The organism is Synechococcus sp. CS-1329 (assembly GCF_025128055.1).
Taxonomy (GTDB): Bacteria; Cyanobacteriota; Cyanobacteriia; order PCC-6307; family Cyanobiaceae; genus Regnicoccus_A.
Window position 1 is genome coordinate 147,775 of record NZ_JAHLYS010000033.1, and the last position, 26,423, is coordinate 174,197.

A 26,423-nucleotide genomic window follows, 5' to 3' on the forward strand; every position below is an offset into this window, starting at 1 on the left:
CCCATGCCTCGGTTGCGAACAGTTTGGCCTTGGTCGCTGATCTGTCAATGTGTCGACGACTTCATTTCTTCAACCTGATCGCCAGGGCTTGTTCGCCGCCCCGGCCTGACTAGAATGCCAACCCAAGGCGCACCCCGGGTGTCCCTGCAAGCCAGGCAAGGGTCACCGTTGCGTTGCCTGATGCGGCTCGGGTCCTGCGGCCTGATCGAGGTGATCTCCCCATTCGACCCGGTCACCCAGGCCCAGCTGCGACGGGTCAGGCCAGCGGGCCGCTGGCGAGCTCGGCGTCACTGCTGGGAATTTCCGCTCCAGGCCGCCGGTCAGCTGGAGGCGCTGCTGGGAGAACGCTTTGCCACCGAGCCTGATCTGGCCCAGTGGATGGCCTGGCTGAGGCAGCCCCTGCCGCCCCTGCCGCTCCACCGCGAGCTGGTGGCGGCCGCCCAGCTGGAGGCTCCCCTGCCGGATGGGCGGCGCCTGTTCAGCCACCAGCGCACGGCCGCCCGCTGGTTGCTCGCTCGTCGGGGGGCGGTGCTGGCCCATGCCATGGGGCTGGGCAAAACCCTCACAGCCCTGGTGGCGGCCCGGGCCCTCTCCCGCTGCGCCGACTGCCGCATCGCTGTGGTGGCCCCGGTGGGCCTGCATGGCTTCTGGCGGCAGGAGTCCCTGGCCCTGGAGCTGGCCGTGGAGCTGTTCAGCTGGGCGCGGCTGCCGGCGGAGCTGCCCCCTGCCGGCACGGTGCTGATCGTTGACGAGGCCCATTTCGCCCAGAACCTGGGGGCTGCCCGCACCCGTGCCCTGCTGCGCCTGGCCCGCCACCCGCGCCTGCGGGCGATCTGGCTCCTGAGCGGCACCCCGATGAAGAACGGTCGCCCGCTGCAGCTCTTCCCCCTGCTCGCCGCCATTGACCACCCCCTCGGCCGTGATCAGCTCAGCTTTGAGCAGACCTACTGCCAGGGCCACTGGCGCGAAAGCGGTGGGCGCCGCCACTGGCAGGCCAACGGCGCTGAACGGCTGGAGGAGCTGCACCGCTTGATTCAGCCGCTGCTGTTGCACCGACGCAAGCAGGATTGCCTCGATCTTCCCCCCAAGCATCGCCGGATCTGCCCCGTGGCGCTCCGTGACAGCGAGGCCCAGGGCTTCGAGCATGAGCTGCAGCAGCGGGTGGAGCAGTACCGCCTGCGCGCGGCCCGCGGCGAGGTGCGCCGTGATGCGGAATCCCTGGCGATGCTCACGGTCCTGAGGCAGATCGGTGCGGCCTACAAGCAACCGGCGGCCCAGGCCCTGGTCAGCGAACTGCTCGCCACTGGAGCCGCGGTGGTGGTGTTCACGGCCTTCGTGGCTGCGGCCGAGCGTCTGGCTGCGAGCCTGGGCGGTGCCGTGCTCACGGGCCGGCTCAAGCCGCCGGAGCGGCAGCGCCAGGTGGAGCGCTTTCAGGCGGGCCGGGTGCCCCTGCTGGTGGCCACCTTCGCGGTGGCGGGCCTCGGTTTCACCTTGCACCGCGCCAGCCATGTGGTGCTGCTGGAGAGGCCCTGGACGCCGGGGGACACCGAGCAGGCGGAGGACCGCGCCCATCGCATCGGCATGGTGGGCCCCCTCACCACCCACTGGCTGCAGCTGGGGGTGATCGATCAGCTGGTGGATGGACTGATCGCCAGCAAGGCCGAGCGGATCGCCCTGGCCCTCGGAGGCCGCCAGGCGATCCTGCGCCGCCAGGCCCTGCCGGCGATGGTGCGCCAGCTGCTGGAGGCCTGGTGAGTCAGGGCGACGGGGATCAGCTCGGCGGCCCGCTCAATGTCCCGGCAGGCCAAGTCCTGCTCGCCCCTGAGGGTGTGGATCACGAAGCGGTCACTGAGGGGACGGGCCAGGCGCGGGAAGGTGCTCACCACCTGGTCGCAGCGCTTCAGGGCCCGGTCGAGCCGATCCACCTTGACCTCATCGAGGCATTCGTCCTGGCGCAGCCGTGGTTCTTCGCTCGTGGGCGGTGCTGCCGCTGCACAGCCGGCCAGGGTCACTGTCGTCAGCGCCACGACGCACCAGAAGCCCCGCTGGAGCTGCGGGCGAGGTGGCTCAGAAGGAATAGCGGTCATTGCGTGTGGTGCCGCGGCTGCTGGGGATGGCAACAGGGCCCGTGCTGCCACTGGCGGGGATGTCAGTTGTCAGTGGGGCGGGTTTCTCACTGCCGAAGAGGGCTCCGAGAAAGCGGCCGCAGTCGGGGAAGGCATCAGGGGACTTCACCACGGCCTCGGTGATCATCACAGCGCCGTGTTCAGGCGAGGTTTTGAACAGGCTGGCACTCTGACGTTTGATCAGGGCGTAGGCGGCGGTCCAGCTCACCTCGTGGTTATTGCCGGCCTTGCGCATGAAGCAGTACACCTCAGCGCCCTTGCTGCCTGGATCGTTGGGGTCCGGCTGATTGACCTGGGCGATGGGCATGGGTTGGCTCAGCAGGGGCAGCGGGCTGGCCAGCAGCAGGGCAGGCACCAGACCCCCCCCCAGGGCTAACCGCAGCCTGCGCCCACGCCTCTTGACGGACGCCGTGGCGGTGGGTGAAGGGAAGGGGAGACGGGTCAACATCGAGTCGATTCGTGGAGCCAGGCATCGGGCCCCAACGTATCGGTGGACTTCCAACTGTCGAGGGGGGCTCAGGAGACGCTCAACTTGAGGAATGACCAGCTGTGAATGACAACACAAGCCGGATCACCGTGGGCACCACCAGCAGCACCGTGATCAGCCGCACCGCGTGCAGGGCCGCCACGGCGGCACCGACACCGAATTCAGCGCCCACCAGGCTCATGCCGCTGATGCCGCCGGGGGCGGCCCCCAGCAGAGTGATGATCGGATTCACCCCCAGCAGCCGGCTGCTCCAGAGGCCCACCACCAGGCCGGTGGCCACCAGGCTGACGGTGATCAGAATCGCCGGCCGCCACAGCTGACGCAGTTCGTTCAGTGCTGTGCTGGTGAGGCCGGTGCCGATCACGGTGCCGATGGCGATCTCCAGGCCGGTGCGGGTCCCAGGGGGCCAGTGGGCCACCTCCCAGCGTCCGCTCATGCTCACCAGGCCCGCGCCCAGCAGGGCGCCCGCCAGGGGCGCGGCCGGAATTCCCGTCCGCAGGGCCAGCAGGCCTCCGCCCAGGCCGGCCAGAAGGTAGATCGCCAGAGTGGCCAGGCTGGACATGCCACAGGTGAGGCCAGGACGACACAGTCTGGGAGATCACTTGAGCCCTGCGCGGTTCTGTGTTGTGATCGGCCCTCTTGGTTCGATGGCCATGGCCCCTGAATCGGTGTCGTTCCGCATCACCCGCACGGCAGAAGATCTGGCCCAGACGGTGGCGGCCCTCTCGCACCGGCTGGTGCATCTGGAGCAACGGATTGGCTTGCTCGAGATGGCGCAGGAGGACGAGCAGCAGCCGGAGCCCGATCAGCTCCGGGCCCTCGCCAATGTCGAGGTGCTGCTGCGGGACTGCCGCCAGCTGCTGGAAACGTCTGCTCCCCTGCCCGCTCCGGCGGCGAACGAGCCTGCCCCGCCGCAGGAATCGGACCTGGATCTGGCCGCCTAGCCCGTGGGCCCAGCCGTTGGCCGAAGGGAGTGAATCCCTACCACTCAACCTGGCGGTGACCTGCTGCTCAGTGGCAGAATGAAAAGAAAAACAACCATGGCCCACACCTATCCGGCCTGCCCCCTGCCCCGCAGCGGCGGGTCGCTGACTCCTCAGCCGTCTGTGCATCGCCCTGGCTACATCGAAGGGGGGCACCAGCTCGAGAAGCTGGAATTTGCCCTGGCCATCGCCATCAGCCGTGGAGACAGTCACCGGGCCAGTGAGCTGAGGACTCAGATCGACGCCCTCGGGGAGTTGGGTGAAGAGCCAGGAACCTGATCAGCGGCCATCGTCTCATCTGGTCTGGATTTCTCTCTTTCTGCAGCCAACTTCTCGCTCAAGCGTTAAAGTGGTTGCAGATTGATTTGTTGTTGTGATTGCCGTTCAGATGCGATCTCCGATCGCCACGCCGCAGGGAACTGAGCAACGCAGCCAGTTCCTCCACGCTGCAGCCGAGCACGAAGCTCGTGCAGCAGCAGCAGCCCAGCGGGGTGATGTCGTTGAGGCGGCCCGGGCTGTATTGAAATCTCTGGATTGTGAGCGCCGTGCCAGCAGCCTCGGTCCCCAGATTCTTCAGTTGATCAAGCCCAGGGCCTGAGCCACCGAATTGATGTTGAGATCACAAGCGGGTGACCGGGCTCGAACCGGCGACGTTCAGCTTGGGAAGCTGACATTCTACCACTGAATTACACCCGCATTTGTTCACCCTAGCAAAGCGTGAACACGTCTGGAGCTGAACGCTTCAGCTCCAGACGTTGCTGGCAGCCCTCAGGCCGCCAGCTCCCTGGCCGCGGCGGCCAGGCCTGAGCCCACCGGCTGACGGGCGGCGCCCAGCTCCTGCAGGGTCGCTTCGATGGCCGCCACGGCTGTGAGCACGTCGCGATCACAGACGAAGCCCAGATGGCCGATGCGGAACACCTTGCCCTTGAGGTGGTCCTGGCCGCCCGCCAGCAGGATGTCGTAGCGCTCCTTGACCTTTTTGCGCAGGACCTCGGCGTCGAGGCCCTCGGGGGCCACTGCCGTGATCGCCGGGCTGCCGTGGCCTGCCGCGGCGTACAGGGGCAAGCCGATGGCGCGCATGGCGGCCTGGGTGGCTCGCTGCAGCCGGGCGTGGCGCTCGAAAATGGCTTCCAGCCCTTCCTTCTGCATCATCTCCAGGGCGGCTTCCAGGGCGTAGTACAGCGTCACCGGAGGGGTGAAGGGGTTGCTGTCGGCGGCGGCTGATTTCCGGTACTTGCCCAGATCCAGGTAGAACTTGGGCAGGTCGGAGCGTTTGTGAGCCTCCCAGGCCCGCTCGCTCATGGCCACAAAGGCCAGGCCCGGCGGCATCATGTAGCCCTTCTGGGAGCCCGAGCCCACCACGTCGAGGCCCCAGGCCTCCACCGGCACCGGGCAGGCCCCGAGGCTGGTGACGCAGTCAGCCACCACCAGGGCCTGGCCGTGGGCATGGGCATGACGGGAGATCGTCTCCAGGTCGTTGATCACCCCGGTGGAGGTTTCCGAGTGGGTGACGATCACCGCGCGGATCTCTTTGCCGCTGTCGGCCTCGAGGGCCTGGCGGAAGGCCTCCGGATCCAGGGGCTGGCCCCAGTCGGCGCGGATCACCTCCACTTCCAGGCCGTAGGCCCTGGCCACCTTCACCCAGCGCTCGCCGAACTTGCCGTTGTCCCCGCAGAGCACCTTGTCGCCCCGGCTCAGCACATTGATGATGCCGGCCTCCATGGCGGCGGTGCCGCTGCCGGTGATGGCCAGCACATCCCCTTCGGTCTGATGCAGCCACTTGAGCTGCGCGCTGGTGCGCTTGACGATCGCCTGGAATTCAGCACTGCGATGGCCGATCGGGTGGCGGCTCATGGCCAGCAGGACGGTTTCCGGCACCGGCGTGGGGCCGGGGATCATCAAGGTGAGCTTGTCCTGCATCGGAGGTGCTGGGGGGGCGGGCACGGCGGCCCAATTCACCACCTTAAAAAACGAAGGTCCCCCCGCCCGCTCCAGCGTCCAGCCACAGCTCTCCGTTCAGCGTCCCGATCCCCCTCACAGCCAGGCCCCAGCCGATGACCCATGCGACGCCCTTCACGCTGCCGGTCTGGGTGGCGGCGGCAGCCCGTGCGGCCCTGGAGGCGTTGCTGCAGGCCGAGGGCCAGGCGCCCACAGCCGCGACCCCCAGGGGCAGCAGCGAGGACCAGCCGCTGGAGTTGCTGGAGCCCCCCGGCGTTGAGCGGGTGCCGGTGGAGGCCGCCGCCGCCCTCGGCGATGGCCAGGCCCTGGGCATGGCCCGCTGTGATCCCGGCGATGGCCTCGACCTCACCCGGGGCCTGCTGGTGTGGGTGCGGGCCAGTTGGTGGGAGCCGCCCCAGCAGGGGGCAGAACCATCCCAGCGGTTGCTGCTGGAGGCGGGGGAGGGGCTGGGGGTGCTGGCCGGCAGCCGGGAGCTGTGTCTCTCCGCCTACGCCCGCCGCCTGCTGGAGGTCAACCTTCTGCCCCTGTTGCCAGCGGGGCGCGGATTGCGGCTGCAGCTGGTGTTCCCCCGGGGCCGGGAGCTGGCCGGCCGCACCAGCAACGAAGCCTTCGGGGTGGTGGACGGCCTGGCCCTGATCGGCACCCAGGCCGTGGTCCAGAGCAGTGCCGCTCCCGATCGGCTGGAGCAGTGCCTCGAAACCTTGCGCCAGTGGCCCCACTCACCGCATCCCCGCGATCTGGTGCTGGTGATCGGCGAGAACGGACTGGATCTGGCGCCCCGGCTGGGGCTGCCCGCCGGCCTGCTGCTCAAGGCCGGCAACTGGCTCGGTCCTTTAATCGTGGCGGCGGCCGAAGCCGGCGTGGAGCGGCTGCTGCTGTTCGGTTATCACGGCAAGTTGATCAAGCTGGCGGGAGGAATCTTCCACACCCACCACCACCTGGCCGATGGCCGCGCCGAGGTGCTCACGGCCCTGGCGGCGCTTGAGGGGATGGGTGGCCCCGAGCTGCAGCGGTTGTTCCAGGCGCCCACGGTGGAGGCGGCCCTGGCGGAGCTGCACGAGCTCGATGGGGCGTTGGCGGCCCGGATCGAGGCGCGCCTGGCCCTGGCGATCGAGACCCGCAGCCAGGCCTACCTGGCCCGCTACGGCCGTTTCCCCACCCGAATCGGGGCGGCGCTGTTCGATCGGGCACGGCAGCTGCGGGTGGCGGGCCCCTGCGGTCAGGAGCTGCTGGAGGCTTTCCGGCACGACCTAGGGTGAGCCCAAAAGGCCAGGCAGGCCGTGATTCGGTCCCTATGTCCCACCCGTCTTCCTCGACCGAACAGCCCGAGAGCTCACGCCTGCCGGCGATCGTCATCCTCGATTTCGGCTCCCAGTACTCCGAGCTGATTGCCCGGCGGGTGAGGGAAACCGAGGTTTATTCCCTGGTGCTGGGCTACGCCACCAGCGTGGAGGAGATCAAACGGCTGGCACCGAAGGGAATCATTCTCAGCGGCGGTCCCAGTTCGGTCTACGAGGACGGGGCACCCCTCTGCGATCCCGCCATCTGGGGACTGGGCATCCCGGTGCTGGGGGTCTGCTACGGCATGCAGCTGATGGTGCAGCAGCTCGGCGGTCAGGTGGTGGCCGCCGGCAGGGGCGAGTACGGCAAGGCGCCCCTCTATGTGGATGACCCGGTTGATCTGCTCACCAACGTGGAGCACGGCTCAACGATGTGGATGAGCCACGGGGATTCGGTTCAGGCCCTGCCGCCGGGCTTCAGCCGCCTCGCCCACACCGACAACACCCCGCAAGCGGCGGTGGCCGATCACCAGCGGCGCCTGTATGGCGTGCAGTTCCACCCCGAAGTGGTGCATTCCCTCGGCGGAATGGCGATGATCCGCAACTTCGTTTATCACATCTGCGGCTGCGAACCCGACTGGACCACCGCCACCTTCATCGATGAAGCCCTGGCTGATGTGCGTGAGCGGGTGGGGGATAAGCGGGTGCTGCTGGCGCTCTCCGGTGGAGTTGATTCCTCCACGCTGGCCTTCCTGCTGCACCGGGCCATCGGCGATCAGCTCACCTGCATGTTCATCGACCAGGGCTTCATGCGCAAGGGGGAACCGGAGTTCCTCACTGAGTTCTTTGATGCGCAGTTCCATATCAGGGTTGAGTACATCAATGCCCGTGATCGCTTCCTCGCCAAGCTCGATGGCATCACCGATCCGGAGCAGAAGCGCAAGATCATCGGTGCTGAATTCATCCGTGTGTTCGAGGAGGAAAGCAAGCGGCTCGGACCCTTTGATTACCTCGCCCAGGGCACCCTTTACCCCGATGTGATCGAGTCGGCCGGCACCAACCCCGATCCCAAGACCGGCGAACGGGTGGCGGTGAAGATCAAGAGCCACCACAACGTGGGCGGGCTGCCCAAGGACCTGCAGTTCAAGCTGGTGGAACCCCTGCGGCGCCTGTTCAAGGATGAGGTGCGCAAGGTGGGCCGCAGCCTCGGTCTGCCCGAGGAAATCGTGCGCCGCCACCCCTTCCCAGGGCCTGGCCTGGCCATTCGCATTCTTGGGGAAGTCACGGCCGAGAGGCTGAACATCCTGCGCGACGCCGATCTGATCGTGCGCGAGGAGGTGCACACCGCCGGGCTGTATCACGAGATCTGGCAGGCCTTTGCGGTGCTGCTGCCGGTGCGCAGCGTCGGCGTGATGGGTGACAAGCGCACCTATGCCTATCCGATCGTGCTGCGCTGCGTCTCCAGCGAAGACGGCATGACTGCCGACTGGTCCCGCCTGCCCTACGACCTGCTGGAGCGCATCTCCAACCGGATCGTCAATGAGGTGCAGGGGGTGAACCGGGTGGTGCTTGACATCACCAGCAAGCCCCCCGGCACGATCGAGTGGGAATAGGCGCAGAGCTGGCCCCGTCGCTTGGCGTTCGATACCATCGGCTCCCAGCCTGTTTCCCTTGACCGCCGTCACCCAGCAGGATCCCCAGGTGCAGCGCCGCCTGCAGCAGGACAGCATCTTGCTGGGGGGGAAAACCATCTACCTCAATCCCTTTCTGTACTGGCGTCGCTTCGATGCCAACACCGATCGCTGGTTGCGCGAACCCGGTCAGTTGCCGGAGGAGCAGATCCTGGCCAACCGTGGCCGCTTCTACCCGGAAGTGCACTGGGAGGAACTCAGTGACGGTGAGCGCCAGATCAAGGATGGCGCTGTGGAGATGTTCATCAAGAGCCTGGAGTTGATCAGCACCTTCCACCCCGATCTCAGCGCCGGCCACCTGCTGGAGGTGGAGCGCAAGATGGCGGTCACCAAGAAGCGGGCCTTTGAGCGCTGGGTGGAGAAATCGCTGCAGCGCCGCAGGAAGCTGGAGCAGCGTGAGCGCCGCCGCTTTGATCGTGAGCGGACCCTGCGGGGCTGGGGCGAGTGGTTCAGCCTCGAGATCACGCGCCAGGCTCTGCTGCCCATCACCGCTGCTGTCGCCCTGGCCATGGTGGGGGGCTGGTGGCTGGGATCGCGCGAATTCTGCCGGGCGGTGATTCTTGAACCTGGGATCCAGCGCACCCCTTGAACTCTCGGGCGCTCCCCTGGGCGTCAGACTGTGTGAACGGTCCGATGGTGCTTGCCAGCGGCGTTCGCTTCAGGAGTTGTGCCATGGCTGCCGATCCCTTTGATGCCCTGCGGCTCGCCCTGATGGAAGAGATCCTTCCGGTCGGTATCGCCGTGGTGGATCGGGCTCGCCGGGGCGGTCCCCGCCAGGTGGTGGAGGCCTTCACCGCCACCGACGACCCCCTCGCTCAGCTGCGTCAGGAGGGAGATGCGGCCGCCAAAGCCGTGCGCGAGAGCCTGGATCAGGTGCAGCCAGGTCTGGGCAACCCCGTGCTGAAAGTGGAGGTGCGCGACGTGCCCTTCGAGTCCTCCAGTGATCTCAGCGGCCCCCAGGCCACCACCAGCACAGGGCCCGAAGAGAGACGCGCGCTGCAGGCGGCCCTGACGCGAATCTCCGGCCGGCTGGAGCAACTCGAACGTCGCCTCGGGGCCTGAGTCGATGGCCACTGGATTCCTGCCCGGCTCGCCGCGGCATTCGGGGATGAAGCACCAGCCGGCCTGGTTGCTGGCGGTGGTGCTGCTGGCGACCTCGGCGATGGGGGCTCGCCTGGCTTGGCTGCAGCTGGCCCAGGGCTCTGAAAACCGCTTGCGCGCCGACCAGAACCGCATCCGCCTGGTGCCCCGCCATCCCGTCCGCGGCCGCCTGCTCGATCGCCACGGGGAGGTGCTGGCCACCAGCCGCCTCACCTACAACCTCTACCTGCAGCCTCGGCTCGTGCCCAGGGAGCGCTGGCCGGCCCTGCGTGAACAACTCGCCACACTGCTGGCGCTGCCGGCGCAGCAGCTGGAGCAGAACTACAGCGAGGGGCTCAAGGGCGACGGCTACCGGATCGAGCTGGCGAGCTCCCTCAACAGCGTTCAGGTGCTGCGGTTCCGGGAGCAGGCGGTCAATCTCGATGGCGCCGAGGTGGATGTCGACTACCTGCGCTCCTACCCCGGTGGTCCCCTGGCGGCCCATGTGCTCGGCTACACCAGCGGCATCACCGAGGAGGAATTCGCCCGTCTGGCCGAGAAGGGCTACCGGGTGCAGGACCGCATCGGCCGCACCGGCCTCGAGCAGGTTTACGAGTCCCATCTGCGTGGTGAGTGGGGCGGCCAGCAGCTGGAGGTGAATGCCGCGGGCCAGGTGCAGCGGGTGCTGGGGGACAAGCAGGCCCGCGCTGGCAAGGACCTGCGTCTGACCATCGATCTGGAGTTGCAGCGCACTGCTGAGAAGGCCCTCGATGGGGTGAGCAAGGGGGCGATCGTGGCCATGGACCCCCGCACCGGCGCCATTCGCGCCATGGCGAGCCGTCCCAATTTCGATCCCAACATTTTCTCCAGCGGCCCCACCACGGCCCAGTGGAACACCCTCAACCGTCCGGAAGCGCCCATGCTCAACCGGGCCATGCGGGCTTTCCCCCCCGCCAGCACCTTCAAGCTGGTCAGTGCGATCGCCGGCCTCGAATCGGGGCGCTACGGCCCCACGTCCACCATCCCCACCTCCGGTTCCTTCTGCTTCGATGGCCAGTGCTATGCCGATCACGGCAGCTTCGGCAGCATCGGCTTTCCCTTCGCCCTGGCTGTGAGCAGCAACAGCTTCTTCTACCGGCTGGGCCTCAAGGTGGGCTCCGAGGAGCTGTTCAAGGCGGCGCGCCGCCTGGGTTACGGCAGCTTCACCGGCATTGAGCTGCGCGATGAGGAGAGCCCAGGGCTGCTGGGGGACAAGGCCTGGAAGAAAGAGGTGCTGGGTGAACCCTGGACATCCGTTGACACCATCACCTCCTCCATCGGTCAGGGGGCCGTTTCGGTGACGCCGCTGCAGATGGCCCGGCTCTACGCGGCTGTGGCCAATGGCGGCTGGCTGGTGACGCCCCACCTGGTGGAGCGCGACACGCCCCGGACCTGGATCGGTCTCAAGCCCAGCACGCTGCAGGTGATGCGCCAGGGTCTGCGCGAGGTGGTCACGATCGGCACCGCCACCGCGCTCAACGATGCCAGCCTGCCGGCGGTGGCCGGCAAGACCGGTACGGCCGAGGACCCGCCGCGCCCGGATCATGCCTGGTTCGGCGGCTATGCCCCAGCTGAGAAGCCCGATCTGGTGATCATTGCCTTCGGCGAGAACAGCGGCGGTTACGGCGGCACCATCGCCGTGCCGATGGTGAAGGCCCTGCTGACCACCTGGTTCAAGCCGGCTCAGGCCGCCAACTGAAGGCCGGCGCCAGCCACATCGCGGTAGAAGCGGCGCAGCTGGGCGGTGGCTCCGGCCCAGCCCCAGCGCTCGGCTTCCTGGCGGGCCGCCAGCCGCAGCTGCTCGCGCCGCTCGGGGCTGGCCAGCAACCGCAGGGTGGCGGCGGTGAGGGAGGCGTCGTCGTCGGGGTCGTAGAGGCAGCCGTTGATGCCATCGGTGACGATGTCGGGGATGCCGCCGCGGTTGGCGCCCACCACCGGACAGCCCGCCGCCATCGCCTCGAGCAGCACCAGCCCCAGCGTTTCGGTGCTGGAGGGGAAAAGGAAGGCATCGGCACTGGCATAGGCACTCGCCAGCTCCTCGCCCCCCAGATAGCCCACGAAGGTGGTGGCGGTTCCCTCGAACACTTTCTCCAGCTGGGCCCGGTGCGGGCCGTCGCCCACCAGGGCCAGCCGGGCCTGGGGCAGGGCATCGAGCACGGGCCGGATCCGCTCGATCTGTTTCTCGGCCGAGAGCCGACCCACGTAGAGCAGCAGGCTGTCGCTGTCGGGATGGGGGCCCATCAGCCGCCGCCGCATCGCTTCTGAGCGCAGCTCGGGCCGGAACATCTCGGTGTCGACCCCCCGCTGCCAGAGGGCAGTGTGCTGGATGCCCCGCTGAGCGAGCTCTTCCACCATCACCGAGGAGGTGCAGAGATTGAGCACGGCCTGGTTGTGGGCGGCCTTGAGCAATTCCCAGAGCAGGGGCTCGAGCACGCCCATGCCGTAGTGCTCCAGGTATTTGGGCAGGTGGGTGTGATAGCTGGCCACCAGTGGAATCTGGCGGGTGCGTGCCATCCAGATGCCCCCCAGCCCCAGCACCGCCGGGTTGACCACATGCACCACATCGGGCTGGAACGCTTCGAGGGCTTCGGCCACCGCCGGACGGGGCAGGGCGAGCTTCAGCTCCGGGTAGAGGGGCAGGGGCAGGGCCGGAACGCCGATCACCCGCGCTCCCATGTAGAGCGAGGGGGCGCCCTCCGGGCAGAACAGCAGCACCTCATCCCCCGCCTTCACCAGATGTTCCACGGTCTTGGTGAGACGCGTGACGATGCCGTCCACCTTGGGCAGGAAGGTTTCAGTGAACAGGGCGATCTTCACGGCAGCCGCAGTCGGGGCATGGTCCTCGGCTCAGACGACGGCCTTGAGGGCCGCCGCCTGGGTGGTGGTCCAGGAGGATACGCAGGGGATGCGTGAGCGGTCGCAGCGGTCGGCCCAGCGCCGGGCCACATCCACCACTTCGCTGAGCAGGCCATCTTCCAGGGTGGTGGGCTTGAGACCCAGCTCGATCAGACAGCGGTTGTCGACGATCAGATCATTTTCGATCGCCTCCTTGCGCGGATTGGGCAGATGGCTCACCTGAGCGCCGGTGACCGCCGCCACCTTCTCCGCCAGGTCCTTGACCTTGTGGCTTTCGGTCATCTGGTTGTAGATGCGCACCTTCTCGCCGGAGCTGGGCGGGTGATCGATCGCCAGCTCCACGCACTTGACCGAATCACGGATGTGAATGAAGGCGCGGGTCTGGCCGCCGGTGCCGTGAACGCTGAGGGGATAGCCGATCGCGGCCTGCATCAGGAAGCGATTGAGCACCGTGCCGTAATCGCCGTCGTAGTCGAAGCGGTTCACCAGGCGGGGGTCCCGATCGGTGAGATCGGTGTTGGTGCCCCAGACGATGCCCTGATGCAGGTCGGTGACGCGGATGCCGTCGTTCTTGTTGTAGTAGTAAAAAAGCAGCTGATCCAGCGTTTTGGTCATGTGATAGACGCTGCCCGGATCCGTGGGATGCAGGATCTTCTCGCGGAAGCGGCTGCCGTCGGCCTGGGGCACCTCCACGGTGAGGTAGCCCTCGGGAATCGTGGCGCCGCGGTGGGAGCCATAGCCGTAGACCCCCATGGTGCCCAGGTGGACGATGTGAATGTCGAGGCCGCTCTCAACGATCGCGCAGAGCAGGTTATGGGTGCCGTTGACGTTGTTGTCGACGGTGTAGCGCTTGGTGGTACTCGATTTCATCGAGTAGGGCGCAGCCCGCTGCTCGGCGAAATGGACCACGGCCTCGGGCCGCTCGCTGCGCAGCAGCTCCAGCAGCAGCTGGTAGTCCTGGGCGATGTCCAGGTGCACGAAGCGGATGGCGCGGCCACCCGTCTCCTCCCAGGCCCGCAGGCGGTCATGGACGGTGGCGATCGGGGTCAGGGATTCCACCCCAAGATCCACATCAATCTTGCGCCGGCTGAGGTTGTCGACCATGACCACGTCGTGGCCGGCCTCGGCCAGATTCACGCAGCACGGCCAGCCGCAGAAGCCGTCGCCGCCGAGAACGAGAACCTTCACGTCTGAACTCCTGCTGAACGAGCCGATGCTCCTCGGGGCAAGCTACTACAGGCGTTCCGCACCCCAAGCCGGCGGCTGGCTTTCAGCAGCTCAGCTGATCCCCGCGGCCACCGCCACCATCACCAGCACCAGGGCCAGGCCCGCCAGCAGCAGGACGGTGGTGGAGCGGCTGCGCCCAGTCCCCGTCTCGATCACCTCCATGCGCGGCTCCCTGGCGAAGGCATTGAGTTTGCCGCCGTCTTCCTTGGTGACCGACATGGCTGAGGTGCGGGGGAACCCGAAAGTTACCCAGTGTCAGCGGCCTTGACTCCGCCCTGAGAAGGACTGTTACGGGACCTGAGCCTGGCCGGCAGCGCCCACCAGGCCCTGCTGCGGTGAGCTGGCGCTGGCTTCGGAACGCACCGGCAGCCGTCCGGCCCGGTAAGCGCTGCGGCCCGCCTCGGTGGCCATGGCCATGGCACGGGCCATGGCTGCAGGATCGCCGGCCAGGGCGATGGCGCTGTTGATCAGCAGGGCATCGGCGCCCATCTCCATGGCCTGGGCCGCTTCGCTGGGAACGCCGATGCCGGCGTCCACCACCACGGGAATGCGGGCACTCTCGATGATCAGGGCGATGTTGGCCGCATTGCGGATCCCCTGGCCGGAGCCGATCGGAGAGCCCAGAGGCATCACCGTGGCGCAGCCGGCCTCCTCCAGCCGCCGGGCCAGCATCGGATCGGCATTGATGTAGGGGAGCACCACGAAGCCTTCCCGCACCAGGATTTCGGCGGCCTCGAGGGTGCCGATCGGATCCGGCAGCAGGTGGCGGCTGTCCGGGATCACCTCCAGCTTCACGAAGTTGTTGTCCTCCTGGCCGGCCAGCCGGGCCAACTCCCGTCCCAGCCGTGCCACCCGCACCGCCTCCTCGGCGCTGGCGCATCCGGCGGTGTTGGGCAGCATCCAGTGGCGGCTCCAGTCGATGGCCTCGATCAGGCCCCCATGGCCAGCGGCCAGCGACTGCACCCGCCGCACCGCCACGGTGACGATCTCGCAGGAGCTGGCCTCCAGGCTGGCTTTCATCGCCTCCAGGCTCGGGTATTTGCCGGTGCCGGTCATCAGTCGGCTGCGGAAGGATCGTCCCGCGATCACCAGGGTGTCGCTGTTCATTGGGATGTCGTCAAAGCCCCTGCCAGGTCGCGAAACTACCGCGAACAGCGGACTCGGCGGCCGCTGCCGCGCTCCAGGTGGCCCCTTCGCCCTTAGCCTGAACCTTCGTGCCCTGAACCGTTCCGATGCCGCTGCTTCTGCCGCTGCTGCTGGCTGCAGCCGACCCTCAGCTGGCCATGAACCCCCTGCCGGTGGGCAGCGTTGTGCCCTTCGGAGCACCACCCTCAGCCGCGGCGCAGGTCTTTGAGACCGAGCTGGGGCCGGTGGAAACCTTCGACCCCATGGGACGCGCTGTCGATCTGGCCCGCGACCTGCCCAGGGTCTGGTCCGGCGTCTACCGCTCCTTCAGTGGCGGGGTTCCCCTGCCGGTGCAGCTGGTCCTGATGGAGGCCACCCCCATGGGCCAGATGGTCGATCTGCGCGGTGAGATGCAGGTGGGAGACACCACCGTGGCGGTCCAGGGCAACCTCAACGCCAAATCTGACCAGCTGGATCTGCTGATGCTCTGCGACTGCGAGGTCGGTGGCATGGAGTCCGGTGGTGAGATCAGCGGTGTGCAGGGGCTGGAGCTGGCGGGTTGGGTCGCGCCACGGCTGACCAATCCCGGCGGCCGCTTCGATCTGCGCCCTGTGGTCCCACCAGCCGGCAGCCCGTCCGGCGGTGCTCCGGTGCGCGGTCTGTGGTGAGCGCCAGCCTCAGGTGAGTGTGAGTTCCAGCCTCAGGCCGCTTTCTTCGGCCCCGAGGCGTCTTTGTCGCTTTTGCCGGAGCCGGTGGCGCCAGATCCGGATTTTCTGCCAGTGCTGGATCGCAGGCTTGCAGGACCCATCCCCTGGGCGGGCCCAGCCGGCTCAATGATTTCGGCAGGGAAACGGCGATCCAGCAGCTTCAGGCGCTTGCTGGTGGTCTTGTTGCCGGGATCAAGGATCAGAGCCTGGTTGTAGGCCTGCCGAGCCTCCTCTGTCAGCGACTGGCGCTCCAGGGCATAGCCCAGGTTGTTCAGGGCCACCGGATAGTCGGCTTTGGCCTGTAGGGCCGATTTGTAGTGACGGGTGGCTGCGGCATGGTTGCCCTGGGCCGCCAGAGCGAAACCGAGCGCATTCTGGATCAGCGCGCGGGCTTCCCCCGGTTCACCGTCCGAGCGCTTCAACGCCAGCTTGAGCGTGTCAACCGCCTGGTCGTAGAGGCGTTTGCGCAGCTGAACCGAGGCCAGTTCGTAGAGCGTGGCGGAATCCTTGGGATCGTCCTTGATCTGCACCTCCAGCTTGGCCAGGCGGACTTCATCCGCCCGCACCCGCCAGACCTGCAGGCCGACCACCACGGCGGCACCCCCCAGCAGAACGATCAGGCCGATCAGATAGGCCTGTGGAAGGAGAAGGTCCATCGGGCCTGCGGGGGTTGGCTGAGTGCGCGGAGTTGGTTAGGGAAGCCTGAAGTTCAGGCGTTGGCGGCGCCCACCACGGCGCTGAAGCTGCCGGGATCGGCCAGGGCGAGCTGGGCGAGCATCTTGCGGTTCAGCTGCACATCGGAGCGCTTGAGACCACCGATCAGGCGGCTGTAGCTCAGGCCGTTGAGGCGAGCGGCGGCGTTGATGCGGGCAATCCAGAGACGACGGAAGTCGCGCTTGCGCCGGCGACGGTCGCGGTAGGCATTGCAGAGGGCCTTCATCACCCGCTGGTTCGCGGTGCGGAACAGGCTGCCGTTGCCGCCCTGGAAGCCTCGGGCGAGGCGCAGGACCTTGTTACGGCGTTTGCGGGCGACATTGCCCCTCTTGACGCGGGCCATGAAAATCTCTCAGTGGAACGGTGGGAATCAGGAGCTGCCGGCTTTCACCAGGCGTCTCAGCCTGCGTAGGGGAGCATGCGGCTCACGTTGTCGGCATCGCGCTCATCGACGACCGCCATGGTGCCGAGATAACGCTTGCGCTTGGGGCTCTTGTGATCGAGCAGGTGGTTGTGAAAGGCACGCCGACGCATGAACTTGCCACTGCCGGTGACCTTGAACCGCTTGGCAGCTGCTCGGCGGGTCTTGAGCTTCGGCATGTCTGGCGCCCCATTCACAAACAACCAAAGTACGACGTGGTTGTCCCATCCGCCAACTCCCCCAGGATTCCCCGCTCGGCCGTACGGTTTTTCCATGCGATTTCCCGCTCCTCCCTCGCCGCTCTGCCTGCCCCGTCTGGCGCCCCTCGCCATGGGCCTGGGCAGTTCTCTGCTGCTGGCCCCGGGCTGCCAGGCCATGCCCGCAGCGGCCATGTACTGGCCCACCTCCCCCCGTCCCGCCATCGAGCGCAGCCAGCCAGTGCTCTGGGTCGCCCTGGGCGCCAGGCTCGGGCCGGCGCCCGGAGTGGCGGCTGCCAAGGCTCCCCCGCTGCGGCTCAAGGCCGCCGCCGGCAGCCTTGAACTCGAGGACGCCAGTGGCCGCAAGCTCCAGGGCCCCAGCCTGAGCCTGCGCTGGCGCCAGCGGCCCCTGCCGGAGCCCCTGCTGCTGGAGCGCACGGTGATGGGCCCTTTCCCCAGTTTTGAAACGGCGGATCAGGCCGCCTCCGCCTGGCGCTCGCTCGGCGTGGAGCCCGTGATCGCCCATCCGGCCGAGTGGGAAGTGTGGGCGCCCGCCCGCACGGCTCCCCCCGAGGGATTTCAGGCCAGGGCCTGGGCGCGGGAGGAAACAACCCGCCTGGAGCTGGAGGCCACGGCGGCTGACGGCAGCGTGGTGGCCCTGCAGGGTCCCCTGCGCCTGAGGGCCCCCCAGGGCCTGAGCTGGGGCAAGGGCGTGTTCCAGGGACCTTTCCGCCTGCAGGCCAATGCCTACGGCGGCTGGAGCCTGATCGAGCAGGTGCCGCTGGAGCGCTACCTGCTGGGAGTGGTCCCCCACGAGATCGGCGCCGGCTCGCCAGCGGCCGCCCTGGCGGCCCAGGCGATCCTGGCCCGCACCTGGGCGCTGCGCAACAGCCATCGCTACGACGTCGATGGCTATCACCTCTGCTCGGACACCCAGTGCCAGGTGTATGCGGATCCGCGCCAGGCCGGTGCTGCCGTGCGCCGTGCAGTGGAAGCCACCCGCGGCCAGGTGCTGAGCTGGCAGGGCCAGCCCATTCACGCGGTGTACCACGCCAGCAATGGCGGCATTTCGGCCGGATTCGAGGAGGTCTGGAGCGGCCCTCCCTCGCCCTACCTCCAGGCTCGTCCCGACGGGCCGCCGGCCTTTGCCCAGCGCTTTGCCCTGCCCCTGCCCGCGGCCTCTCTGCCGGAGCTGCTGCGCCAGGGAGGCAGCGCCTACGGAGCTGACCATCCCCTGTTTCGCTGGAATCGCCAGCTGGATGTCACCCGCATTCGCCAGTCGCTGGAGAAGGGACCCGGCGGCGTTGGCGAACCCCGGGAGATCAAGGTGCTCGAGCGCGGCCCCAGCGGGCGGGTGCTGGCCCTCTCGGTGGTGGGCAGCAGCGGCCAGCAGGTGCTGCGCCGTGACGCCATTCGCCGCACCTTCCGGCAACTGCCGAGCACCCTCTTTGTGGTCCAGGCCGATGGACCCGGCCGCTGGAGTTTCAGCGGTGGTGGTTTCGGCCATGGCGCCGGCCTTTCGCAGCAGGGGGCCATCGATCTGGGCGGCCGCGGCTGGACCCAGAACAGGATCCTGGAGCGCTATTACCCGGGCACCGAACTGGTGACTGTCGAAGCCCTCAGTGGGGGCCTTTAGAGTTCACTCCGACGCGGACCAGCCACGCCGGCGCGCTTGCCATGACGGAGTTGCCATGACAGCCACCGGTTTCAGCCCCAGAGGTCGCCGCGGCAAAGCCGCCCTGTTCGTTGTGCTCTGCGGCTGGGCCGGTGCTGCACCCCACTGGCTGGAGCCGCCCCGCAACCTTCTGCCCGCCGCCAGCCTCACGCTGCTGCTGGGTGCCTACGTGTTCCGCACCGTGCTGGGGCAGCTCTGGCGCCGTAACCGGGCGCAGGGCTCAGCCGATGGATCAGCCCCTGGGGCCAGCGGCGCTGATGGCCTCTGGCCGGGGCCCTGGCCAGCGGTGGATGTGGTGGTGGCGGCCCGCGATGAACAGGCCGTGGTCGGTCGGCTGGTGGAGCGGGTCAGCCGCCTGCGCTACCGCCAGGGGGCGCTGCGCCTCTGGGTGGTGGACGACGGCAGCGAGGACCGCACGCCCGAGCTGCTCCAGGCCCTCGAAGCCAGCACACCGATGCTGCGGGTGCTGCGCCGCCCCCGCCATGCCGGCGGTGGCAAATCAGGCGCTCTCAACGCGGTGTTGGAGCAGCTGGAAGGACGCTGGATGCTGGTGCTCGATGCCGATGCGGGCCTGCAGGAGGATCTGCTCGAGCGCTTGATTCCCCGGGCGGAGCAGGACGGCTGGTCGGCGATGCAATTGCGCAAGGCGGTGGTGAATGGGGGTTGCAACCTGCTCACCCGTGCCCAGGCGATGGAAATGGCCCTCGATGCGGTGGTCCAGGAGGGCCGGCTGGCGAGCGGTGGGGTGGCGGAATTGCGGGGCAACGGTCAGTTGCTGCGCCGGGATGCGATCACCCGGGTGGGTGGGTTCAATGAGGACACCGTCACCGACGACCTCGACCTCAGTTTTCGTCTGTTGCTGGCCGGTGAGCCCGTGGGCGTGCTCTGGGATCCCCCGGTGGAGGAGGAGGCGGTGCTCACCCTCCCGGCCCTCTGGCGCCAGCGTCAGCGCTGGGCGGAAGGCGGCCTGCAGCGCTTCTTTGACTACTGGCCGGGGCTGCTCTCGGATCGCCTGAATCCGGCCCAGAAGCTCGACCTCAGCAGCTTCTTCCTGCTGCAGTACGTGCTGCCGATGGTCTCGGTTGTCGACCTGCTCACTGCCCTGGTCACCCGCACGGCCCCCACGGTCTGGCCCCTCTCGATCGTGGCCCTCGGCCTCTCCGGTGCAGCCACGGTGGCGGGCTGCCGCCGACCCAGCGCAGGCCCCCCGCTGCCGGCGATGACCCCCCTGGCGGGCGCTCTGGGGATCACCTACCTCATGCATTGGTTCGTGGTCATCCCCTGGGTCACTCTGCGCATGGCCCTTCTGCCCAAGCGGCTGGTCTGGGCCAAGACGCAGCACCTGGGAGGCGAGACCGCCATGGAGGGCAACGCCGACGATCTCAGCGGCAGCATCGATCCCCTGGCTGATCCGCTCCCGGATCCCTCCAGCCAACCCTCCTGAGCTGGCCGGTTCACTCCTCCAGGCTCACCACCTCGCCGTTGAAGAAGTCGGCCAGGCGGCGGGCCTGAACATCGAGCGGCTGGCGCTCAGGCCGATCAGGGGCTGGGTCCCCTGCAGCTGGCGCGGCCGTGGGCTGAGGAGCCAGCGCCACTGGAGTGGGTGAAGGAGAAGGAGGGCGAACCACAGGCGCTGCCATCGATGGCCCCACAGCCGGTGGTGCTCCGCTGGACCTCGCCACCACGGGCCTGGCTGTCCCGGCTGGAGGGACCACGGGGTTGCTGGGCTGGTCGGAGGCCTCCAGCAACACCTGGCGGGGGCTGCCCAGGGCCTGGTCCAGCGCCGTTTCCAGCAGAGGCAGGCGGCTCTGCACCATGGCGATCCACTTGCTGCTCACCCGCACCACCGCCCGCTGATCATCGAGGCGCAGCAGGGAGGCCTGCTGGGAGAGCAGCATGCGGGTGGAGGGCAACTCCAGGCTGGAGAGGATCTGCTGCCAGAGCTCGCCGAGATCCTGAGGCTCCTGTCCGGGTGCCGGGCTGGCTGAGCTGCCGACTGGGACTGGGATCGGGACTGGGACCGGGGCAGGCGCTGGGACCGTGGCTTCGACGGCCCTTGGCGCTTCTGCCGGCTGGGGGACTGCCGGGGCCGGCGCGCGCGGTCGTGCCGCCGCCGTCGCCGAAACAGTCGCCGCCGTGGCTGCCGCCGCCGGCTCCGCCAGCAGTCCCAGCAGCAGCACCTCCAGCCACAGCCTGGGTTGGGCGCTCTGGCGCAGCTGCTGTTCACTGCCCTTGAGCTGGGCCTGCCAGTTCAGCAGCCGCGCTTTGCCGATGCGGCGGGCCTGCTCGGGCAACAGCGGTTGCAGCTGGACGCTGACCGCGGTCAGTTCCAGCCGGTCCGGGGCCACACCGGCCAGCACCAGATCCCGCAGCAGGCTGGCGAGCCCTTGCAGTACGGCTCCGGGCTCGCGGCCTCGCTCCAGCAGGCGCCGGCAGGTCTCGAGAAGGCCCAGGGGATCGCCCTCCCCCATGGCGGCCACCAGTTCGAGCAGCTCCTGCTCCGGTACAGCGCCCAGCAGCTCCCACACCGCCGCGGCCTCGATCGGCGCGCTCAGCAGGCTGAGCTGATCCAGCAGGCTCTCGGCATCGCGCAGCCCCCCCTGGGCCCGCAGGGCCACCACGTGCAGGGCTTCGGGGGTGATGCCGATCTCCTCTTCGCTGGCGATGAAGCGCAGATGACCCTCCAGAGCCTCCAGGGGAATGCGGCGGAAGTCGAAGCGCTGGCAGCGGGAGAGGATCGTGGGCAGCACCCGCTGGGGATCGGTGGTGGCCAGCACGAACACCACCCGTGGCGGTGGTTCCTCCAGGGTCTTGAGCAGGGCGTTGAAGGCGGCGGTCGAGAGCATGTGGCACTCATCGATCACGTAGACCTTCCAGCGGGCCTGAACCGGCGCGAAGCGGGAGCGCTCGATCAGTTCGCGGATGTTGTCGACGCCGGTGTTGGAGGCGGCATCGATTTCGATCACATCGAGGGCGTTGCCGGCGGTGATCGAGCGGCAGAGCTCACAGCTGCCGCAGGGCTCGGGGGTGGGCCCCGTGGCCGAGAGGCAATTGAGCGAACGGGCCAGGATCCGGGCGCTGGAGGTCTTGCCCGTGCCCCGGGGACCGCTGAAGAGGTAGGCCGGCGCGATCCGGTTCTGGCGCAGGGCACTGCTGAGGGTGGAGGCGACGGCCTCCTGGCCCACCAGCTGGTCGAAGCGCTGGGGTCTGTACTTCTGGGGCAGGGGCAGGTAGGCCCGGGTCTGGGTCATGGAGGCTGCTCCCCGGACGGCCTGGCCCCTGAGGCTACTCAGCGGGTTTGGGCGCCAGCAGCCGCTCCAGGCGTGCCTCCATCTCCTCCACCTCCTCGAGCTGGTCGGCCAGGTTCTGGGCCGCCAGGCGCAGCTGACTGAATGGCTCCGAAGGGCCGTCCTGGCCCTCCCCCCAGCGAGCTTCCGCCCGGGCCAGCTCTGCTTCCAGCTTCTGCTGCAGCTTCAGGCGCAGGCCATCGAGCTGCTCCAGGCTCTGCAGGGCCAGGGTCCGGCCCTTCTCCAGCTGCTCCCCATCCAGGTTGAGGCCCTGCCGAAGCAGCAGGCGCACGCCGGTGATCAGGGCCGCCGGCACCAGCTGGCCGAGCATCAGGGCCCCGAGGCTGCCGGTGTGCAGCCAGCCCTCCACCTGGGCGCTGCGGTGCCGGCCCGTCTTGCACCAGATGGCGAAGTGTTCGCAGTTGTTGAAGATCAGGTTGTAGCGCTGCTCCCCCAGCCGGCCCATGGCTCGGCGCAGGGTCATGCCCGGCGCCGAGATCTCGGCGGGGTCGTAGGCCACCACCGTCAGGGGCTCACCGCGGCTGAACTCCAGCAGCGGCGAACGCAGAATCGCCCGACCCTCCAGGTAATGGGCCACGCTGCCGTCGCCCAGGTCGATGCCGTGGTGGTTGAACAGCCCATGCTGCCTGGGCACCTGGAGATGGTCGGCGGCTGCCATGGGCCGTGATTGCGGAACAGGACCGTTTCAGCCTGCCGCCGGGCCTGTGGGCAGAGCAAGGACGGTCGAGGGGGGATTGCCGCTCAGGCCGATTCCTGCTGCGTGACCACGCTGGGATAGGGCAGCACCTTGGCTTTGCTGCGCTGCTCCACCAGCTCACGGGTGATCGTGTAGGTGCTGACCTCACTGTTGGAGGGGAGCTCGTACATCAGATCCAGCATCAGCTCCTCGACGATGCCGCGCAGGGCCCGGGCACCGGTGCGGCGGCGGTGGGCTTCGTGGGCAATGGCTTCGATGGCGCCGGGTTCGAACTCCAGGCGCACGCTGTCCATGCTCATCAGCGTCTGGAACTGCTTGACAAGGGCGTCGCGGGGTTCGGTGAGGATCGACTCCAGCGAGCGCACATCCAGGGGCTCGAGCACGGCGCTCACGGGCAGCCGGCCGGTGAACTCTGGAATCAGGCCGTAGCGCACCAGATCGTCGGGTTCCAGGTGACGCAGCACCTGGCTGGCCTTGATTTCGCGATGGCCCCGGCCGCGGCCGTCGGCAGGCAGGAAGCCGATCGAATTACGGCCCAGGCGCCGCTGCACCACATCTTCGAGGCCCACAAAGGCGCCGCCGCAGATGAACAGGATCTGGCTGGTGTCGATCTGGATGCAGTCCTGGTAGGGATGCTTGCGGCCCCCCTGGGGCGGCACGTTGGCCACGGTGCCCTCCAGCATCTTCAGCAGGGCCTGCTGCACCCCTTCCCCCGACACATCACGGGTGATCGAAGGGTTCTCGCTCTTGCGGGCGATCTTGTCGATCTCATCGATGTAGATGATGCCGCGCTGGGCCTGCTCCACATCGAGATCGGCCTTCTGCAGCAGGCGCAGCAGGATGTTCTCCACGTCTTCCCCCACATAGCCCGCCTCGGTGAGGGTGGTGGCGTCGGCCACGGCGAAGGGCACGTCGAGCAGTTCGGCCAGCGTCTGGGCCAGCAGGGTCTTGCCGCAGCCGGTGGGGCCGATCAGCAGGATGTTCGACTTGTGCAGGCGGGTGGCACTGCGGTCGGTTTCGCCCTTGCCGTCGCCCTGCCAGGCCAGGCGCTTGTAGTGGTTGTAGACGGCCACGGAGAGCACCTTCTTGGCCTCGTCCTGGCCCACCACCTGTTGATCCAGGAAGGACTTGATCTCCTGGGGCCTGGGGATGTTCGCCAGGGTGGGGGCAGGCTTGCTGCTCTTCTTGACGGCTGGCTTACGCCCGTGGTCGTTGTGGGGCCTGGCGCTGCCATGGCTCTCCACCAGTTCTTCATCGAGGATCTCGTTGCAGAGATCGATGCACTCGTCGCAGATGTAGACCCCTGGGCCAGCGATCAGCTTGCGCACCTGCTCCTGAGATTTGCCGCAGAACGAGCACTTGAGGTGGGCGTCGAACTTGGGCATCGGGCTGGGGCGTCCTGGTCAGGGGGTTGGGGCTTGGATCGGCCGTCCAGGATTGGCCGGTACCCGGAGTGTCTCAGCAGAACCTAGGGATCAGAGCGGAGTCGTGTCATCCACGACACGATCGATCAATCCGTAGCTGACGGCCTCGGGCGGAGACAAAAAGTAGTCCCGGTCGGTGTCTTCTGCAATCTTCTCGAGGGGCTGACCGGTGTGCTCCGCCATCAGACCGTTGAGGGTGTCCTTGAGGAACAGGATCTCCTTGGCCTGAATCTCGATGTCGACCGCCTGGCCCTGGGCGCCGCCCAGGGGCTGGTGGATCATGATCCGCGCGCTGGGCAGGGCCATGCGCTTGCCCTTGGCGCCACTGCAGAGCAGAAAAGCCCCCATGCTGGCCGCCAGGCCGTAACAGATGGTCACCACATCCGGTGCCACCTGCTGCATGGTGTCGTAGATCGCCAGCCCTGCCGTGACGGAGCCGCCCGGTGAGTTGACGTAGATCTGGATGTCCTTCTCAGGATCCTCGGCTTCGAGGAACAGGAGCTGGGCCACCAGGGAATCGGCCACCTGATCGTCGATGCCGGTGCCCAGGAAGATGATCCGCTCCCGCAGCAAGCGGGAGTAGATGTCAAACGCCCGTTCACCGCGTCCGGACTGCTCCACCACCGTGGGCAACACCCCTGGCGAGGCCTGCCAGCTGTTGTGGATCGGATGGGAGCGAAGGGCTTCGATCACGCGGCCGGGGCAGGGGAAACGGTGCAGGCGTTCAATCTATGGCGGCTTCAGGCCTGGTCGTCGGCGTCGGCCGCCGCCGCTTCGGCCTCTAGGGCCTTCTCGGTGAGGGTGCTGTGGGCCTCAAGCCACTCCAGCAGCTTCTCGCGCAGGAGGTCTTCGGCCACGGCTTCGCGCAGGCGCAGCGGATCGATCGAACTGGTGTCGCTCAGACCCTGACTCACCTCCTGCATCTTGGCCTCGATCGCGGCGTCCTCCGGGCGGATGTCTTCGGCTTCGGCCAGGGCCTTGAGGGCGAAGCTGCGCCGCAGGCGCTGCTCGGCCTCGGGACGGGAGCTGTCCACCAGGCTGCGCACCAGATCGGGGGTGAACAGCTTCTTGACATCCATTCCCTGCTGGGCGATCTGGGAGGCGGTCTGCTCGATCAGCGAGCGAACCTCCTGCTGGATCAGGGTCTCGGGTAGGTCCACCTCCAGCTGCTCCACCAGGGCCGCCAGCAGGGCGTCGTGGCGACCGCTGCGGGCCCGCCGTTCGGCGTCCTCGCGCAGGCGGGTCTCCAGGTCGGCTCTGAGTTCCTCGAGGGTCTCCTTGTCACTGGCCTCCTTGGCGAAGGCGTCATCGAGGGCCGGCAGTTCGCGTGCCTTGAGTTCCTTGAGGGTGATGCTGAAGCTGGCCTCGCGGCCCTGGGCTTCCTCCTGGGGGTAGTCGTCGGGGAAGCGGCAGCTCACCTCGCGCTCCTCGCCCACGGCCATGCCGAGGATCCCCGCCACGAAGCCGGGGATCATGCGCTGCTCCTCGAGCTCCACCTCCATGGCATCGGAACTGCCCCCTTCAATGGCCACGCCGGTGTCCACGAAAGAGCCGCTGAAGGACACCACCGCCACGTCGCCCGTGGCGGCCGGCCGATCTTCCACAGGCACCAGGGTGGCCAGCTGGCGACGCGATTGCTCCAGCATCTCCTCGACCCGTGCGGGGTCGTAGCTGATCAGCTCGGCTTCGGCTGTCAGCCCCTTGGTGGCCTTGAGGCTGGGGGTGGGCTGCACGTCCAGCTCAAGGGTGAGTGTGAGGTCTTCGCCGGGGTTGAAGCGCTCCAGCAGAGCCTCAAAGCCCTCGCTCAACTCGGGGCTGCTGAGGGCCTCGATCTTCTCCTGCTCCAGGGCGTCCCGCCAGACGCTGTCCACCAGGTCCTCCAGGGCGGTGGCCCGGATCCGCAGTGGTCCGATCTGCTGGAGCAGCACCGGACGGGGCACCTTGCCCTGGCGGAACCCGGGCAGGCGCACACTGCGGCTCAGTTTCACCACGGCGGCCTCATAGCTGGCCTGGGAGCGGCCGCCGGGGACGGCCACCTCCAGCGCCAGGCGGCTGCCGGGGCGGGGGCTGGTCTTGACCTTCAGGGCGGAGCTCATGGCGAAACGGTCGGGCCGCGGCGATGCAGCCCCGAATCCTATGAACTCGCCCTCCGGCCGATCCGCAGGACCCGTCGGCAGCCCAGGCAGCGTATTGTGTGCACAACGACATGTGGTCGTTGATAGCCACCAGGACCACAGGGTTCCCTTCCGAGCCTCAGGTCCAGCGCGCACAGCCTCCTCCGCTCCACGGAGCGTGACGCTGGCCCAGGCTCTCCCCAGATCTTCCCGTTCCTCTGCAAGCCTCCCGCCCTTTCCATCCAGCCCTTTTCTCCAGGGCACATCCCTCCCTAAGGGTCCCTCCGGCCCCAGCTGATTCAGCTTCCCTGCG

At 68.0% G+C, this 26,423-nt stretch carries 26 protein-coding genes and 1 tRNA gene; 11 read left to right on the forward strand and 16 right to left on the reverse strand.

All coding sequences use genetic code 11. From position 1 onward, the window contains the following. The first annotated feature begins 180 nt into the window (after positions 1 to 180). On the forward strand, positions 181 to 1,755 hold the full coding sequence (locus KQ304_RS07455; protein WP_259736469.1) for a DEAD/DEAH box helicase: 1,575 nt from the start codon (positions 181 to 183) through the stop codon (positions 1,753 to 1,755). Positions 1,756 to 2,067: 312 nt separating this feature from the next. On the opposite strand, the gene KQ304_RS07460 is transcribed toward KQ304_RS07455, so the two are convergent. After that, on the reverse strand, positions 2,068 to 2,433 hold the full coding sequence (locus KQ304_RS07460) for a DUF6554 family protein (RefSeq protein WP_259736567.1): 366 nt from the start codon (positions 2,431 to 2,433) through the stop codon (positions 2,068 to 2,070). Between the two features lie 220 nt (positions 2,434 to 2,653). Further along, the gene (locus tag KQ304_RS07465; RefSeq protein WP_259736470.1) at positions 2,654 to 3,175 is read right to left on the reverse strand and encodes an AbrB family transcriptional regulator; all 522 of its coding nucleotides are present in this window, start codon (positions 3,173 to 3,175) and stop codon (positions 2,654 to 2,656) included. A gap of 91 nt (positions 3,176 to 3,266) precedes the next feature. Here KQ304_RS07465 and KQ304_RS07470 point away from each other — a divergent pair, with 91 nt between their 5' ends. Together KQ304_RS07470 and KQ304_RS07475 are read left to right on the forward strand one after the other, a co-directional pair. Then, positions 3,267 to 3,557: a hypothetical protein gene (locus KQ304_RS07470; RefSeq protein WP_259736568.1), complete on the forward strand. Its 291-nt coding sequence runs from the start codon at positions 3,267 to 3,269 to the stop codon at positions 3,555 to 3,557. A 96-nt stretch (positions 3,558 to 3,653) separates the two neighbouring features. Next, positions 3,654 to 3,875, forward strand: a complete 222-nt coding sequence (locus KQ304_RS07475; protein WP_259736471.1) for a hypothetical protein — start codon at positions 3,654 to 3,656, stop codon at positions 3,873 to 3,875. A 345-nt stretch (positions 3,876 to 4,220) separates the two neighbouring features. Here KQ304_RS07475 and KQ304_RS07480 read toward each other — a convergent pair. Continuing rightward, positions 4,221 to 4,292, reverse strand: a tRNA-Gly gene (locus tag KQ304_RS07480). Positions 4,293 to 4,364: 72 nt separating this feature from the next. Then, positions 4,365 to 5,516 (reverse strand): alanine--glyoxylate aminotransferase family protein, encoded by a 1,152-nt coding sequence (locus KQ304_RS07485; protein ID WP_259736569.1) that lies wholly within the window; start codon positions 5,514 to 5,516, stop codon positions 4,365 to 4,367. Positions 5,517 to 5,650: 134 nt separating this feature from the next. Here KQ304_RS07485 and cbiD point away from each other — a divergent pair, with 134 nt between their 5' ends. The 5 genes from cbiD to mrdA all read left to right on the forward strand — a co-directional run bounded on the left by cbiD (position 5,651) and on the right by mrdA (position 11,344). Then, positions 5,651 to 6,814, forward strand: coding sequence for a cobalt-precorrin-5B (C(1))-methyltransferase CbiD (gene cbiD, locus KQ304_RS07490; RefSeq protein WP_259736472.1), 1,164 nt, complete (start codon positions 5,651 to 5,653; stop codon positions 6,812 to 6,814). 35 nt (positions 6,815 to 6,849) lie between these two features. Continuing rightward, a complete protein-coding gene (gene guaA / locus KQ304_RS07495) occupies positions 6,850 to 8,448 on the forward strand; it encodes a glutamine-hydrolyzing GMP synthase (RefSeq protein WP_259736473.1) in 1,599 nt (532 codons plus the stop codon). Between the two features lie 58 nt (positions 8,449 to 8,506). After that, positions 8,507 to 9,115 (forward strand): hypothetical protein, encoded by a 609-nt coding sequence (locus KQ304_RS07500; RefSeq protein ID WP_259736474.1) that lies wholly within the window; start codon positions 8,507 to 8,509, stop codon positions 9,113 to 9,115. Positions 9,116 to 9,198: 83 nt separating this feature from the next. Further along, complete coding sequence (locus tag KQ304_RS07505) at positions 9,199 to 9,588, forward strand: hypothetical protein (protein ID WP_259736475.1); 390 nt, start codon at positions 9,199 to 9,201, stop codon at positions 9,586 to 9,588. Between the two features lie 4 nt (positions 9,589 to 9,592). Further along, positions 9,593 to 11,344: a penicillin-binding protein 2 gene (mrdA, locus tag KQ304_RS07510; RefSeq protein WP_259736476.1), complete on the forward strand. Its 1,752-nt coding sequence runs from the start codon at positions 9,593 to 9,595 to the stop codon at positions 11,342 to 11,344. Here mrdA and KQ304_RS07515 read toward each other — a convergent pair. The 4 genes from KQ304_RS07515 to KQ304_RS07530 all read right to left on the reverse strand — a co-directional run bounded on the left by KQ304_RS07515 (position 11,329) and on the right by KQ304_RS07530 (position 14,835). Beyond that, entirely contained in the window at positions 11,329 to 12,462 is a 1,134-nt protein-coding gene (locus tag KQ304_RS07515) for a glycosyltransferase family 1 protein (protein ID WP_259736477.1), read from the reverse strand. The two genes, mrdA and KQ304_RS07515, sit on opposite strands and share 16 nt — an antisense overlap. 30 nt (positions 12,463 to 12,492) lie before the next feature. Beyond that, a complete protein-coding gene (locus tag KQ304_RS07520; RefSeq protein ID WP_259736478.1) occupies positions 12,493 to 13,689 on the reverse strand; it encodes an NAD-dependent epimerase/dehydratase family protein in 1,197 nt (398 codons plus the stop codon). Positions 13,690 to 13,779: 90 nt separating this feature from the next. Next, on the reverse strand, positions 13,780 to 13,947 hold the full coding sequence (gene psb34, locus KQ304_RS07525) for a photosystem II assembly protein Psb34 (protein ID WP_259736479.1): 168 nt from the start codon (positions 13,945 to 13,947) through the stop codon (positions 13,780 to 13,782). A 69-nt stretch (positions 13,948 to 14,016) separates the two neighbouring features. Continuing rightward, a complete protein-coding gene (locus KQ304_RS07530) occupies positions 14,017 to 14,835 on the reverse strand; it encodes a thiazole synthase (RefSeq protein ID WP_259736480.1) in 819 nt (272 codons plus the stop codon). Between the two features lie 125 nt (positions 14,836 to 14,960). Between KQ304_RS07530 and KQ304_RS07535 the strand changes: the two genes are divergently transcribed. Continuing rightward, positions 14,961 to 15,521: a hypothetical protein gene (locus KQ304_RS07535; RefSeq protein ID WP_259736481.1), complete on the forward strand. Its 561-nt coding sequence runs from the start codon at positions 14,961 to 14,963 to the stop codon at positions 15,519 to 15,521. Positions 15,522 to 15,553: 32 nt separating this feature from the next. Here the strand turns inward: KQ304_RS07535 and KQ304_RS07540 are convergent, their stop codons facing one another. Genes KQ304_RS07540 through rpmI form a run of 3 tightly spaced genes read right to left on the reverse strand, consistent with a single transcriptional unit; the run spans position 15,554 to position 16,874 of the window. Next, the gene (locus tag KQ304_RS07540; protein ID WP_259736482.1) at positions 15,554 to 16,216 is read right to left on the reverse strand and encodes a tetratricopeptide repeat protein; all 663 of its coding nucleotides are present in this window, start codon (positions 16,214 to 16,216) and stop codon (positions 15,554 to 15,556) included. 53 nt (positions 16,217 to 16,269) lie between these two features. After that, a complete protein-coding gene (rplT, locus tag KQ304_RS07545; protein WP_259736483.1) occupies positions 16,270 to 16,617 on the reverse strand; it encodes a 50S ribosomal protein L20 in 348 nt (115 codons plus the stop codon). Between the two features lie 56 nt (positions 16,618 to 16,673). Then, the gene (gene rpmI, locus KQ304_RS07550; RefSeq protein ID WP_094554864.1) at positions 16,674 to 16,874 is read right to left on the reverse strand and encodes a 50S ribosomal protein L35; all 201 of its coding nucleotides are present in this window, start codon (positions 16,872 to 16,874) and stop codon (positions 16,674 to 16,676) included. A gap of 94 nt (positions 16,875 to 16,968) precedes the next feature. Between rpmI and KQ304_RS07555 the strand changes: the two genes are divergently transcribed. Both KQ304_RS07555 and KQ304_RS07560 read left to right on the forward strand, forming a co-directional pair. Then, positions 16,969 to 18,528, forward strand: coding sequence for a SpoIID/LytB domain-containing protein (locus KQ304_RS07555; RefSeq protein WP_259736484.1), 1,560 nt, complete (start codon positions 16,969 to 16,971; stop codon positions 18,526 to 18,528). A 55-nt stretch (positions 18,529 to 18,583) separates the two neighbouring features. Further along, the gene (locus KQ304_RS07560; RefSeq protein WP_259736485.1) at positions 18,584 to 20,011 is read left to right on the forward strand and encodes a glycosyltransferase family 2 protein; all 1,428 of its coding nucleotides are present in this window, start codon (positions 18,584 to 18,586) and stop codon (positions 20,009 to 20,011) included. Positions 20,012 to 20,021: 10 nt separating this feature from the next. Here KQ304_RS07560 and KQ304_RS07565 read toward each other — a convergent pair whose 3' ends face one another. The 5 genes from KQ304_RS07565 to tig all read right to left on the reverse strand — a co-directional run bounded on the left by KQ304_RS07565 (position 20,022) and on the right by tig (position 26,092). Further along, on the reverse strand, positions 20,022 to 21,818 hold the full coding sequence (locus KQ304_RS07565; RefSeq protein WP_259736486.1) for a DNA polymerase III subunit gamma/tau: 1,797 nt from the start codon (positions 21,816 to 21,818) through the stop codon (positions 20,022 to 20,024). A gap of 34 nt (positions 21,819 to 21,852) precedes the next feature. Next, positions 21,853 to 22,533 carry a lecithin retinol acyltransferase family protein gene (locus KQ304_RS07570; RefSeq protein WP_259736487.1) on the reverse strand — a complete coding sequence of 227 codons (681 nt, stop codon included), beginning with the start codon at positions 22,531 to 22,533 and terminating at the stop codon, positions 21,853 to 21,855. Between the two features lie 83 nt (positions 22,534 to 22,616). Then, complete coding sequence (clpX, locus tag KQ304_RS07575) at positions 22,617 to 23,957, reverse strand: ATP-dependent protease ATP-binding subunit ClpX (RefSeq protein ID WP_259736488.1); 1,341 nt, start codon at positions 23,955 to 23,957, stop codon at positions 22,617 to 22,619. Positions 23,958 to 24,047: 90 nt separating this feature from the next. Next, on the reverse strand, positions 24,048 to 24,689 hold the full coding sequence (gene clpP, locus KQ304_RS07580; RefSeq protein ID WP_259736489.1) for an ATP-dependent Clp endopeptidase proteolytic subunit ClpP: 642 nt from the start codon (positions 24,687 to 24,689) through the stop codon (positions 24,048 to 24,050). Between the two features lie 47 nt (positions 24,690 to 24,736). After that, positions 24,737 to 26,092, reverse strand: coding sequence for a trigger factor (gene tig / locus KQ304_RS07585; protein ID WP_259736490.1), 1,356 nt, complete (start codon positions 26,090 to 26,092; stop codon positions 24,737 to 24,739). Positions 26,093 to 26,423: the final 331 nt, after the last annotated feature.

Coding starts and splice junctions, on each gene's coding strand:
- KQ304_RS07455 (WP_259736469.1), top strand. CDS start 181: ATGCGGCTCGGGTCCTGCGGCCTGATCGAGGTGATCTCCCCATTCGAC.
- KQ304_RS07570 (WP_259736487.1), bottom strand. CDS start 22,533: ATGGCAGCCGCCGACCATCTCCAGGTGCCCAGGCAGCATGGGCTGTTC.
- KQ304_RS07535 (WP_259736481.1), top strand. CDS start 14,961: ATGCCGCTGCTTCTGCCGCTGCTGCTGGCTGCAGCCGACCCTCAGCTG.
- rpmI (WP_094554864.1), bottom strand. CDS start 16,874: ATGCCGAAGCTCAAGACCCGCCGAGCAGCTGCCAAGCGGTTCAAGGTC.
- cbiD (WP_259736472.1), top strand. CDS start 5,651: ATGACCCATGCGACGCCCTTCACGCTGCCGGTCTGGGTGGCGGCGGCA.
- psb34 (WP_259736479.1), bottom strand. CDS start 13,947: ATGTCGGTCACCAAGGAAGACGGCGGCAAACTCAATGCCTTCGCCAGG.
- KQ304_RS07555 (WP_259736484.1), top strand. CDS start 16,969: ATGCGATTTCCCGCTCCTCCCTCGCCGCTCTGCCTGCCCCGTCTGGCG.
- tig (WP_259736490.1), bottom strand. CDS start 26,092: ATGAGCTCCGCCCTGAAGGTCAAGACCAGCCCCCGCCCCGGCAGCCGC.
- KQ304_RS07560 (WP_259736485.1), top strand. CDS start 18,584: ATGACAGCCACCGGTTTCAGCCCCAGAGGTCGCCGCGGCAAAGCCGCC.
- KQ304_RS07470 (WP_259736568.1), top strand. CDS start 3,267: ATGGCCCCTGAATCGGTGTCGTTCCGCATCACCCGCACGGCAGAAGAT.
- KQ304_RS07465 (WP_259736470.1), bottom strand. CDS start 3,175: ATGTCCAGCCTGGCCACTCTGGCGATCTACCTTCTGGCCGGCCTGGGC.
- KQ304_RS07460 (WP_259736567.1), bottom strand. CDS start 2,433: ATGCCCATCGCCCAGGTCAATCAGCCGGACCCCAACGATCCAGGCAGC.
- KQ304_RS07540 (WP_259736482.1), bottom strand. CDS start 16,216: ATGGACCTTCTCCTTCCACAGGCCTATCTGATCGGCCTGATCGTTCTG.
- KQ304_RS07485 (WP_259736569.1), bottom strand. CDS start 5,516: ATGCAGGACAAGCTCACCTTGATGATCCCCGGCCCCACGCCGGTGCCG.
- guaA (WP_259736473.1), top strand. CDS start 6,850: ATGTCCCACCCGTCTTCCTCGACCGAACAGCCCGAGAGCTCACGCCTG.
- KQ304_RS07530 (WP_259736480.1), bottom strand. CDS start 14,835: ATGAACAGCGACACCCTGGTGATCGCGGGACGATCCTTCCGCAGCCGA.
- rplT (WP_259736483.1), bottom strand. CDS start 16,617: ATGGCCCGCGTCAAGAGGGGCAATGTCGCCCGCAAACGCCGTAACAAG.
- clpX (WP_259736488.1), bottom strand. CDS start 23,957: ATGCCCAAGTTCGACGCCCACCTCAAGTGCTCGTTCTGCGGCAAATCT.
- KQ304_RS07475 (WP_259736471.1), top strand. CDS start 3,654: ATGGCCCACACCTATCCGGCCTGCCCCCTGCCCCGCAGCGGCGGGTCG.
- KQ304_RS07565 (WP_259736486.1), bottom strand. CDS start 21,818: ATGACCCAGACCCGGGCCTACCTGCCCCTGCCCCAGAAGTACAGACCC.
- KQ304_RS07505 (WP_259736475.1), top strand. CDS start 9,199: ATGGCTGCCGATCCCTTTGATGCCCTGCGGCTCGCCCTGATGGAAGAG.
- mrdA (WP_259736476.1), top strand. CDS start 9,593: ATGGCCACTGGATTCCTGCCCGGCTCGCCGCGGCATTCGGGGATGAAG.